Below are 11,939 nucleotides of genomic sequence, written 5' to 3' on the forward strand. Positions count from 1 at the left end.
CTCGTTGATTTCATAATTAGATCAACGAGTAATGGACCAAAATATTCAATAATTGAATTTATAAAATTTTAAATACTGTAATACTCAATGGTGGCAAAAGTAATTCAGAAGAATAATCTCTTCCATCATAAGGCAGTGCTTCAATTACTAGTTTTTTAGGAGTTAACACTCCACTCCCACCATAAATTGTTGCGTCACTATTAAAAACTTCTATTAATTTACCTTTCCTAGGTAAACCAATACGATAATTTGGACGAACCACTTGGGTAAAATTGCAGACTACAATAATATCATCCTTTTGGTTATTTCCTTTTCGAATAAACGACATGACCGCATTTTGATGATCAGAGTAATTAATCCATTCAAAACCTTCAGGACTAAATTGTTTTTCATGTAAAGCAGGCTCTGTTTTATACAATTTATTAAGGTCTGTAATCAACTTTTTTACCCCTTCATGAAAAGGATATTGTAACAAATGCCAGTCTAGACTTCCTTCAAAGTTCCATTCGTTGCTCTGTCCAAATTCACTCCCCATAAATAATAATTTAGTTCCGGGATGCGTAAACATGTAGCCATACAGTAATCTTAGATTTGCAAATTTTTGCCATTCATCTCCAGGCATTCTTCCTGCAATCGATTTTTTACCATACACGACTTCATCATGGGAAAGCGGCAACATGAAATTTTCCGAAAAAGTGTAGGTCATTGAAAAAGTCAAATCATTTTGATGGTATTTTCTGTAAACAGTATCCTTTTGAAAATATTCTAAGGTATCGTGCATCCAACCCATCATCCATTTCATTCCAAACCCTAATCCACCAATAGATGTAGGTCTCGAAACCATCGAGAAAGAGGTGCTTTCTTCAGCAATGGTTTGCACTCCCTCAAAATTTGAATAAACAGCTTCATTGAATTCTTTCAAGAAACTTATGGTATCCAGATTCTCTCTGCCTCCATAAATATTTGGCTCCCATTCACCATCTTTTCTGGAGTAATCCAGATATAACATTGAAGCGACAGCGTCCACCCGTAAAGCATCAGCATGGTAATGTTGCAACCAAAATAAGGCATTGCTTATAAGAAAGGAACGAACTTCATTCCGACCATAATTAAAAACTAAACTTTTCCAATCTGGATGATATCCTTTTCTACGATCAGGATGTTCAAATAAGTTTGAACCATCAAAAAAGCCTAAACCATGTGCATCATCAGGAAAATGAGAAGGAACCCAATCCAGAATTACTCCAATTCCAGCCTCGTGTAATTTATCTACTAAAAACATAAATTCCTGCGGGTTTCCAAAACGAGAAGTTGGTGCAAAATATCCCACTAATTGATAGCCCCAAGACGGATCGTAAGGATATTCCATTATTGGCATGAACTCCACGTGAGTAAATCCGGTTTCTTTTAAATAATTTACTAAATCTTCGGCAAATTCTAGATACGTTAGAAAGCGATTATCTTCGGCATGGCGTTTCCACGAACCTAAATGAACTTCATAAACAGAATAAGGCTTGTCTAAACCATTGTGGTTCTGACGTGTATCCATCCAGTTTTTATCCTTCCATTTATAATCTAAATCCCAAACTACTGATGCAGTATGCGGTGGTTTTTCACAATAAAAAGCAAAAGGATCTGCTTTTTCAGTGCTAATTCCTCCATTATTAGATTGTATCTTATATTTATACGTTGTCCCTTTTTCGATATTGGGTATAAATCCCTCCCAAATTCCTGAAGAATCCCAGCGCACCTCTAACAGATGTTCGCCTTGTGTCCAAAAATTAAAGTCACCAACTACAGAAACGGACCGAGCCGTGGGCGCCCAAACTGCAAAATACACACCTTTGACCCCATCAACCTCTATAAGATGTGCACCTAGTTTTTCGTAAAGTCGGAAATGTTTCCCAGCTTTAAATAAATCAATATCAAAATTTGTAAAAAGGGAATGCGAGATAACTTTACTCATATAACAATTGTCTAATTCTATTTAGAAAAAACAGAATATTAATTTTAATAAAAAAACAGTTTCTTACTCTACTTTATGATATAATTGTCAGGTATAACTGCACCTTTTTTGATAACAACAATTCCGTCTTTAATGGCATACAATTCATTCGAAAAATCTTCTAAATGACTACCACCATGTATATAAACATCATTACCTATCTTACAATTTTTATCAACAAGCGCATTACTTATAAAGCATCTTTCGCCAATTCCGACTAATTGCCTGCCTTCCGTTATATCCTCATTAATATCACATATATTCTGATAGAAATCATTTCCCATCACATAACTATTTTGAATAATGGTTCCTTCCCCTATTCTGGATCGAATACCTATCACCGAGCGATTAATTTCTTTGGCATTCAAAATACAGCCTTCCGAAATTAATGATCTATCAACTATAGTCTTCTGGAATTTTGAAGGTGGTAACAATCTTGGCCTTGTAAATATTTTATTATCATTATCAAATAGATTAAATTTTGGCAAATCATCTGTTAATCCAATATTAGCCTCAAAAAACGAATCAATATTACCAATATCAGTCCAGTAGCCTTCGTACTGGTAACTTAATATCTTTTTATTACCAACGGCCTGTGGTATAATTTCTTTACCAAAGTCTTTTGTTTCTTTATTAGACATAATCTCGACCAACAATTTTTTGTTAAAAATGTAGATACCCATGGACGCCAAATAGTCTTTCCCTTCGCTTTTCATCTGCTCACTCACATCTGATTTCCAGTCTGGTAAAAGTTCTTTGGCTGGTTTTTCAATGAAGGACTCGATACAACTTTCGGAATTAGTTTTTAAAATTCCAAATTCAGGTGCATCTTTGTCATTTACTGGTAGTGTTGCAATTGTAATATCAGCATCCTTCAAAATATGAGCCTCAAGCATTTCATTGAAATCCATTTGGTACAACTGATCTCCTGAAAGTATTAGTGCATAATCAAAATCATGATTTAAAAAATGAGGCATACATTGTCTTACGGCATCTGCAGTTCCTTGAAACCATGTTGGATTATCAGGGGTTTGTTCCGCTGCAAGAATATCAACAAAAGCATGACTAAAAATACTAAAGTTATACGTGTTCTTTATATGAGCATTCAAGGAAGCGGAATTAAATTGCGTTAATACAAACATTCTATAAATATCTGAATTCATACAATTTGAAATTGGAATATCAACCAATCTATATTTACCTCCTATGGGTACCGCGGGCTTGGACCTCGTTTCTGTTAATGGATATAATCTGGAACCTTGTCCTCCACCTAAAATAATTGCAATGACATTTTTCTTTTTAGCTTTCATTTCTTACTAATTATTAAATTATATATCTCTATGTACTCTTGACAAACTCTACCCCAAGAATGGTCTGTCTTCATCCCTATTTCTCTAATTTTATTTAAACTTTTTTTATCTTGAAATAAATCTACCGCTCTTTGTATAGAATAACAAATATCACCTACGCTTGCCTGGTCATGGCAAATACCGTTTCCATCATCACCAAAATCAATCACCGTATCTTTCAATCCTCCTGTTCGTCGGACAATGGGAATTGTTCCGTAGCGCAGGGAATACATTTGGTTCAAGCCACAGGGTTCGACTCTTGAAGGCATTAGTAAAAAATCAGAACCAGCATAAATTAAATGGGCTAATTCTTCATTATATCCAATATAAGTATTGTAGTTTCCTTTATAATCAGACAATAAACTATTTAATTGGGTTTCTATTACCGCATTTCCAGAGCCTAAAATCAAAATATTAAGTTCTTGAAAATTTTCAGACAATGCAAGTGCCGAAGCGTGCGGTAATAAATCTCCCCCTTTTTCTTCTAATAATCTTCCAATGAAACTAAACAATGGTTTACTTGGGTCTAAATTAAAGAGATTACACAATTTTTCTTTATTTTCCTGTTTCCCTTTTTCGAAATTTTTAAGCGAATAGTTTTTTTCTAACATTGCATCAGTTGCCGGATCCCAAACTTCTATGTCGATTCCATTCAAAATTCCTTTTGACTTATATCGTACTAAATTAAATAAAGATTCTAAACCATTAGCCGAATAATTTATTTCATTCAAATAATTTGGTGAAACTGTCGTTACAGCCCAGGCACACTTTATTGCTACAGCCAAAGAATTGATACAATTGTCCCATTCTAAAACTTTGACGTGTGCAAAATCAAATTCTGGTAAATAATATAATTTGTCAAAACCAAACTGTCCCTGATATAAACCATTATGGATGGTAATCATACTAGGCGTATTTCGTAATTTTTGATATTTATCGCAATATAACATCATGAAGGGAATTAATCCGGTATGATGATCGTGACAATTGATAACATCTGGAATCTCGTTTCTACTAATAATCCAATCTAAAGCAGCAATTTGGAAAGACAAAAAGCGTTCAATATCATCTTCATAACCATAAACTTCTTTTCTGTCAAAAAGTTCCGGAATTTCTACTAAATACAGTTCAAATTCTAACTTATCTGTTTTCTCTTTGAGGATATTAAACGGAAAATTAAAATTACCTAATTTCAAATGTCCCCAGTGAACGCATTCAAACTCATTCTCCTTCCTAAATTTGGTATCATAGCACGGCATCACAACTCTTACCTGATAACCCGCATTATTTTGATATTTTGGCAATGCCCCTACAACATCGGCTAAACCTCCAACTTTTGCCACCGGGTAACATTCTGCACTGATATGAAATATTTCCATTTATGAAATTTTTTGTTCAATAATTATTGATGAAACAATACTAAATTTTATTACTTCATTTACTTTTGAGTAAATGCTAAGAATTCATTAATTTTTTTAGAAAAAATACTACTTTTATGTTTTTCTAAATTTAGTCAAAAATAAATAAAATAGTATCATCCTTGAAAATTTATTGTAATGACAAAAAAAACTTCTATTCATACTCAATCATTGAAAATTCCTAGATTTATCATACTAACAAGTAAATTTTTCTCTATTATTTCTCAAAAATTGGTAACTTTATTTGCCGCAAAATTATTCACAACGCCTATAAAACATAAAATTCCTAAAAGGGAATTAGAGATGGACCATAAAAGCATTCAAAAATTGATTCCTGTTCCGGCAATCAAAAAAGAGGTCATGGTTTATAATTATGGAAAAAGTGATAAGAAAGTATTATTAGTTCACGGCTGGTCTGGAAGAGGAACTCAATTATTCAAAATAGCAGATGAATTACTTAGAGCGGGATATTCCACCATTAGTTTCGATGCACCCGCACATGGAAAATCACCGGGAAAAACGACTATTATGGTTGATTTTATTGCAACAATTTTAGAAATTGATAAGCAATTTGGACCTTTTGAAGCTGCTGTTGGTCATTCATTGGGTGGAATGTCGGTTTTGAATGCCATAAAGAAAGGACTTAAAGTAAATCACGCTGTTGTTATTGGCAGTGGCGATATTATTCAAGATATAATGGATGATTTTGTGGCAAAATTAGAATTGAATCCGAAAATAAGCACTCGTTTACGTCAATTTTTCGAAAAGAAATACAACGAGGATATGAATAGCTATTCTGCTTATTTAGCTGCGAAAGAAACTGCTATTCCTGTTCTGGTAATACATGATAACAACGACACGGAAGTTCCAGTAAAAGCTGGGATACACATTCACAAATACCTGAAAAATGGTGAATTATTAGTAACTGACGGATTAGGTCATAGAAAGATCTTAGGTAATTCTAAAGTAATTGAAAAAACAGTTCAATTTATCGAGAATAAATGACTGATTTACAATGATTAAATTTTATAATTTTGTGGATGAAGTATAAATACTAATAATTTTTTAATAAAATTAATAAAAAATGAAATATCCTTTAGAAAAAACAGAACAAGAATGGAAAGAGCAATTGGGAGAAGAACGCTACAGAATTCTTCGTCAAAAAGGCACTGAATATCCACATACAGGAACCTACAATTTGCATTACGAAAAAGGATCTTACTGCTGTGGAGCATGCGGAGAACCTTTATTTGATAGTAATTCCAAGTTTGATGCGCATTGTGGTTGGCCGTCTTTTGATGAATCAATTCCTGGAAAAGTTGAATATATTTCGGATGTTACACACGGTATGAAACGCACGGAAATACTTTGTGCAAATTGTGGTAGTCACCTTGGGCATGTATTTGATGATGGACCAACTAAAACCGGGCAACGATATTGTGTAAATTCCTTATCAGTGGACTTTAAAGAATAGTGCCATGGATTTATTTGGAAACTCAACTGATTGGGCTACGAAACTAGAGCCTATTCTAACAAAATACAAAGGTAGAAAACATCCGTTAGACCATCACAATTTGTACCAGCTTTTGGTGATGGTTGTTCTATCCGCTCAAGACTCTGATGCCCATATAAATAAAATAGCTCCTGCTTTATTTGAAGGGTATCCTAATATGGAAAGTCTGGCCGTATCAAATTTTGATGCGCTAATTGCTTATATCTCCAATGTTAGGAATTTTGGCAATAAAGCCAAATGGCTACTTGAAATTGCTCAAATCGTTAAAAAAGACGAAAATATTCCGCTTACTATGGACGATTTAGTTGCTCTAAAAGGCATCGGTCGAAAATCAGCTAATGTCATCATGCGAGAAGCAAAAGTTCCAGCAGATGGTATTATAGCCGATTTACATGTTATTCGCGTAGCCCCAAGAATTGGCTTAATTACCGAAACCAATGATGGCATTAAAGCCGAAAAACAGCTTATGCAAGTGATACCAAAAGAAATTTGGGGCGAAATTGGAATGGCTATTTCATTTCTGGGAAGAGAAATTTGTCGACCACAGCCCAAATGTGAAGAATGCCCAATTAATGAAGTTTGTAATTATTACAATACTGTTTTTAAAAAAGATTCCATTTAATCAAATCGTATTTGATTAAATGGAATCTTTTTTAATTATAGCTAAAAATCTCTAAAAAATTACAAACATAACTTATCAATTATTTTAGATACAGCACTTATTTCAGTAGTGTTTTCAATAGTTGGACCAGCAACCCAAACCGTTTTGTAAGTAACTTCAGTGGCGGCTTTAATAACTGCATTTGATCCTATCATGTATCGAATCATCTTTACCCATTTTTTTAAAGTTTTATTTTTATTTAAAGTTTGTTCTAACCAACTTTGTTTGGTCCCCACTTTTTTAACATAAGGCGTATTAATAACGGTACATGGCGTACCTGATATTTTCTCGGTCAAAACAATATCTTTTGCACCATAATCAACACAAGCTTGTTTATATTCCTGTGAAACTCCAGATTCAAATGAGGAGATAAAAGGACTACCCACAGATACACCTACCGCACCATAGGATAACATTTTTTCTAGCTCTTTTTTAGTACTAACACCACCTGCAGAAATAACAGGTAATGACGTATTTAAATCTAATTCTTTAATCAGTTCCTCTGGACCAAGATTACCTCTATGACCACCCGCCAGATTATTGACAGCTATTAAAGCATCCGCACCCAAACTTTCCACTTTTTTGGCAAAAGCCAAGTCGGTAACATCACAAAAGACTTTAATTCCTACCTTATGAGCTTGCTTAATAGTCTCTTCAGGTGAACCTAAAGAAGTAATTATAAAATCTACTTTTTCCTCACATAATACAGCCAATTGATCTTTGTATCTGATATTTGATTTATTTACAATTAAATTATAACCAAAACTCCCACCAGCAACTTTAGCAACTCTAAGTTCAATAACTGAAGTACGTAATTCCTCTAATGTGCGATAATTTAATGCAGGAATACAACCCGCAACACCCGATTTCATTCCTTCAATAACCATTTTAGTATTCGAAACTAAAAACATTGGAGCCATAATCAGTGGACGATTAATATTCAAAAGGGAAGTTAGCATAGGTTTTATCATCATTTACAATTTTATTGAAAACAAATATAGCAAAATATACTATGCATGCCTAGTATTTGAAATTAAAACAGAATAAGTGATTAAAATCTAGAAAAGGCAGAATTTCATTCCCATTTTTGCTTTTCAACTGCATTAAGAAAAATCAGAAAATTTGATTTTATTCGTAGATGATCTTTCTGAAAAAGAACCAATCGTCAAGAGTGACCTATTAATTAAATTTCCAAGTATTAAAAAAAATTGAAGGCATAGTGTCGATGACGCTTTACCTTCAATTGATTATTGCTATTTTATAAAAAAGAAAGCTTAAGAGCTGGTTTTAATCGTTTTTTAGAAGCTTGCTCATATGCAAATCCCAATCCTATCAATTTACCTTCTGTATAAGGTGTTGAAAAAAAGGATAATCCAACAGGCAAATCATAAACCATTCCGCAAGGAACAGTAATATGCGGATATCCACTTGCCGCAGCGGGAGTTGTCAAGGCGTATCCCCAGCGGTCTCCATAAATCATATCAATACTGCATGCTGGACCCATTGTTATTCCGCAAATGGCATCTAACTTATTTTCTTTGAAAACCGAATTTAGAATACTTTTACTTCCCTCAAAACTTTTTGCCAATGCATCCACATATATCTTGTCATCTAATCCTTTTTTTGCATCAGAACTTTCCAGTGTTTCTTGCTTGAAATAAGGCATAGCTTTATCTTCATTGCTTTTATTAAAGACAATTACTTCTTTCAAAGTCTTTACTTTAGCATTGGCTTTAGCCAAATATTTATTTAATCCATCTTTAAATTCGTATTGGAGGACTTCGAATTCGGCTTGACCTAACGCATTAATTTTATCTAGATAGTCAATTTCGATAATGATAGCGCCCTGTTTTTTTAAGAGGTTGACGGCATCTTCTAAAAGTGCATTAATATATTTATTATCGCCTTGTGGTTTTTTCTCAATTCCTATACGCTTGCCCTTCAAAGCGTTAACATCTAAAAACTTCGTATAATCCTTTTGAGCCTTTCCTTTGCTTTCAAGCGTTACAGTATCATCTTGGTCAATTGCAGCCATTGCTCCTAATAAAATGGCAGCATCAGTTACGGTTCTAGCCATTGGCCCTGCAGTGTCCTGTGTTTTTGAAATAGGAATTATTCCAGATCTGCTAACCAAACCAACTGTTGGTTTAATACCTACAACACCATTAACGGAAGCTGGACAAACCACAGAACCATCCGTTTCTGTTCCGACAGCAATTACGCAAAGATTGGCTGACACAGCAGTACCTGAACCTGCACTGGAGCCACATGGATTGTGATCTAAAATATAAGGATTTTTAGTCTGACCGCCTCTGCTGCTCCATCCTGAACACGATTGGGTTGAACGAAAATTTGCCCATTCACTCAAATTGGTTTTACCAATAATTATTGCTCCAGCCTCTCTTAGTTTTTTAACTACAAAAGCATCTTTTGAAGCAATATTCCCTGCCATTGCCAAAGATCCTGCAGTTGTTTGCATTTTATCGGCAGTGTCAATATTGTCTTTTATCAAAACTGGAATACCGTGCAAAGGTCCTCTGATCTTACCTGTCTTCAATTCTTTATCCATTGCAATAGCAATAATAACTGCATCTGGATTAATTTCGATAACCGAATTCAATTGAGGTCCATTTTTATCTACAGCTTCAATGCGCTTCAAATACAATTGTACTAATTGTTCCGAAGTATATTTTCCGGAAGTTAATTTCTCTCTCAAACTGCCGATGGTTTCTTCATCCAGTTCAAAGGCTTCATTAGAATCTTCTGTTGATACTGAATCTTCATTCTTTTTGGTGCTGGAGGTGCAACCGGTACCTAAAAGTGTAGTAAACCCTGCTGAAGCAAGAGTTGCAGTAGTTAAAAAAGATCTTCTTTTCATAGATTAAATTATTTATTTGGTTAGCGATTTATAAAACAAGAAACTAAAGTAGTTTTTTTTCGCCAAATAAAATAACCTATTAATTGGAACAAATGTTAAAGTTTAGATTTCTCTCTGAAAAATGGATACAGCATACTATTAAACAATGGAATAAAAATTTTTATGGACGGTAAAGAACGAGCTATTGACAACATTTTTATAGAAAGATTATGGAGGACACTCAAATCTGAGAATGTATATTTACAAGCATATAGTAACGGAATCAGCCTTTAAAGAGAACGCAAAGAAAATTTGAAATTTTATAATACACTGCGACTTCATCAGTCACGAGATTATGGAACGCCTAATAATAATTATTGCAAAAAAGAAGTGGCATAAAATCAGAAAAACTTTTTTTGCTTTTTAAAATAGTCAAAAGTTATCTCTTTTTAACCAAGATAATAGAATATCAAACTAAAAATTCATCTTAAATCGTTGCGTTTTCGGTATCAAAAATGGGTACAGCATAAACCACATGTTTCCATTACTATCATGATGAAAATCCCAACTGTCGTTATGATCCAAACCATCAATTTCATTAAAAGTAGAAAAAGATCCATTCTCCATTTTGGAAACACCATTTTCAGTTCCAAACCATAAAATATTTTTTGAATCCAAAAACAGTGAGCGAACTGCATTACTAGTTAAACCAACGATATTAGAATAATACTTGGAGGGAATACTATCCCAAAAGAAAATATGAAAAAAAGTATTAACTCATTTAGAAATTGCATCATTTAATTCTTATTTGGAAAATGATTTATCTGAAACAGCAATTTTATCATCAGTAATCATTTCTAAAATAAATTCATCAGATCTGAAGCTAATTACAAATTTGACATTAATTCGAAAGCTTCTATAAACTCACAAAAAAATTGGGTGAATGAAGCAATTCACAAGAATCCTTAAATGATTTAGAAGTAAAGTGTTTTTTGTCCAAAGTATGAATTGTAGTATAAGCTCCATCCGATTTACAAAATACAATGGTATCGGTTTGGACACCTTCAAAACCAGTTTTTGAAGGGAAAACAATTCTTTCTTTCCCTGCATTCTGATTAGCAATGTTCGCCGCTAATAACTTGTAACGATCCAAATTAATTTTAACCACTTTGGCTTCTTCAACTCGAGCAATTGCTAATTTAAAATCGCCAATAGTAATGGGTTTAATAAGATAATCTATAGCACTATTTTTAATAGCATCTATGGCATATTCTTTATAAGTTGTTGTAAAAATAGTTTCAAATACTATAGTTTAAAAATATTTAAAAAGTTCAAAGCCATTTTTATCTTGCATTTGAATATTTAAAGAAACAATATCAGGATTGTGTTTTTTTATTGAAGTAACTACTTTCTGAACGGAGTTACATTCATCAATAATTTATATTTTTTCGCTAAAATTAAGACTACATAATTTTCTTAGAAAACTAATTTTATAGGCTTCATCGCCAACAATAATTACTTTTAATTTCAATTTAATCTTAAATGTTTTAGCTAAAAATACTACATTTAAAAGTTGAAACCTACCAATATTAAAAAACGTTTATAAACAAAAATTCCTATTCAACTAAAGAAATAAGATTTAATAGAATCTGAAATAAGTTTAAAATATAGAAAAGCGACTACAGAATCTCCAAGGTAAAATTAACTTAAATTTTCTCATAATAAATAGCTAATATCGCACACTATTTATAAATAAAAAACTCCATCAGTTTTAAACTAATGAAGTCTTTTGTACTCAGAGCGGGACTTGAACCCGCACGAACATTGCTGTTCACTGGATTTTAAGTCCAGCGTGTCTACCAATTTCACCATCCGAGCATTTTGTGGTACCTCCAGGGATCGAACCAGGGACACATGGATTTTCAGTCCATTGCTCTACCATCTGAGCTAAGGTACCATTCTACTTTGCTTATGATGCAAAGTATGAATAAAAAAACCCGTTCATTAGAACGGGGTTTTCAAAGAAAGGCGACGACATACTCTCCCACATAACTGCAGTACCATCTGCGCAGGCGGGCTTAACTACTCTGTTCGGGATGGGAAGAGGTGAGCCCCGCCGCAATAACCACCTTAAGA

General features: G+C 33.5%; 10 protein-coding genes, 2 tRNA genes and 1 rRNA gene. 3 read left to right on the top strand and 10 right to left on the bottom strand.

Translation table 11 applies throughout. From position 1 onward, the window contains the following. Nucleotides 1-58: 58 nt before the first annotated feature. The 3 genes from glgB to ACFX5D_RS15625 all read right to left on the bottom strand — a co-directional run bounded on the left by glgB (nt 59) and on the right by ACFX5D_RS15625 (nt 4,733). Entirely contained in the window at nt 59-1,966 is a 1,908-nt protein-coding gene (gene glgB, locus ACFX5D_RS15615; protein ID WP_379859132.1) for a 1,4-alpha-glucan branching protein GlgB, read from the bottom strand. 68 nt (nt 1,967-2,034) lie between these two features. Further along, nucleotides 2,035-3,315: a glucose-1-phosphate adenylyltransferase gene (locus ACFX5D_RS15620; RefSeq protein WP_379859133.1), complete on the bottom strand. Its 1,281-nt coding sequence runs from the start codon at nt 3,313-3,315 to the stop codon at nt 2,035-2,037. Next, on the bottom strand, nt 3,312-4,733 hold the full coding sequence (locus tag ACFX5D_RS15625) for a glycogen synthase (protein ID WP_379859134.1): 1,422 nt from the start codon (nt 4,731-4,733) through the stop codon (nt 3,312-3,314). The genes ACFX5D_RS15620 and ACFX5D_RS15625 overlap by 4 nt, the downstream gene beginning before the upstream one ends. Nucleotides 4,734-4,910: 177 nt before the next feature. Between ACFX5D_RS15625 and ACFX5D_RS15630 the strand changes: the two genes are divergently transcribed. The 3 genes from ACFX5D_RS15630 (at nt 4,911) to ACFX5D_RS15640 (ending at nt 6,907) form a co-directional block, all read left to right on the top strand. Next, the gene (locus ACFX5D_RS15630; protein ID WP_379859135.1) at nt 4,911-5,777 is read left to right on the top strand and encodes an alpha/beta fold hydrolase; all 867 of its coding nucleotides are present in this window, start codon (nt 4,911-4,913) and stop codon (nt 5,775-5,777) included. A 79-nt stretch (nt 5,778-5,856) separates the two neighbouring features. Beyond that, nucleotides 5,857-6,246 (top strand): peptide-methionine (R)-S-oxide reductase MsrB, encoded by a 390-nt coding sequence (msrB, locus tag ACFX5D_RS15635; protein ID WP_379859136.1) that lies wholly within the window; start codon nt 5,857-5,859, stop codon nt 6,244-6,246. Between the two features lie 4 nt (nt 6,247-6,250). Further along, entirely contained in the window at nt 6,251-6,907 is a 657-nt protein-coding gene (locus ACFX5D_RS15640) for an endonuclease III domain-containing protein (RefSeq protein ID WP_379859137.1), read from the top strand. Nucleotides 6,908-6,966: 59 nt separating this feature from the next. Here the strand turns inward: ACFX5D_RS15640 and ACFX5D_RS15645 are convergent, their stop codons facing one another. The 7 genes from ACFX5D_RS15645 to rrf form a co-directional block, all read right to left on the bottom strand. After that, nucleotides 6,967-7,917, bottom strand: a complete 951-nt coding sequence (locus tag ACFX5D_RS15645; protein WP_379859140.1) for an NAD(P)H-dependent flavin oxidoreductase — start codon at nt 7,915-7,917, stop codon at nt 6,967-6,969. Nucleotides 7,918-8,204: 287 nt separating this feature from the next. Continuing rightward, entirely contained in the window at nt 8,205-9,824 is a 1,620-nt protein-coding gene (locus ACFX5D_RS15650; protein ID WP_379859138.1) for an amidase, read from the bottom strand. Nucleotides 9,825-10,277: 453 nt separating this feature from the next. Beyond that, nucleotides 10,278-10,562 (bottom strand): two-component regulator propeller domain-containing protein, encoded by a 285-nt coding sequence (locus ACFX5D_RS15655; RefSeq protein ID WP_379859141.1) that lies wholly within the window; start codon nt 10,560-10,562, stop codon nt 10,278-10,280. A 157-nt stretch (nt 10,563-10,719) separates the two neighbouring features. Then, a complete protein-coding gene (locus ACFX5D_RS15660; RefSeq protein WP_379859139.1) occupies nt 10,720-10,971 on the bottom strand; it encodes a hypothetical protein in 252 nt (83 codons plus the stop codon). 624 nt (nt 10,972-11,595) lie between these two features. Beyond that, a tRNA-Leu gene (locus tag ACFX5D_RS15665) sits at nt 11,596-11,681 on the bottom strand. A 6-nt stretch (nt 11,682-11,687) separates the two neighbouring features. After that, nucleotides 11,688-11,760: transfer RNA gene (locus ACFX5D_RS15670), tRNA-Phe, on the bottom strand. A gap of 66 nt (nt 11,761-11,826) precedes the next feature. Continuing rightward, nucleotides 11,827-11,936: ribosomal RNA gene (gene rrf / locus ACFX5D_RS15675) — 5S ribosomal RNA — on the bottom strand. Nucleotides 11,937-11,939 lie beyond the last annotated feature (3 nt).

It is taken from the genome of Flavobacterium fructosi, assembly GCF_042787335.1.
GTDB lineage: Bacteria > Bacteroidota > Bacteroidia > Flavobacteriales > Flavobacteriaceae > Flavobacterium > Flavobacterium fructosi.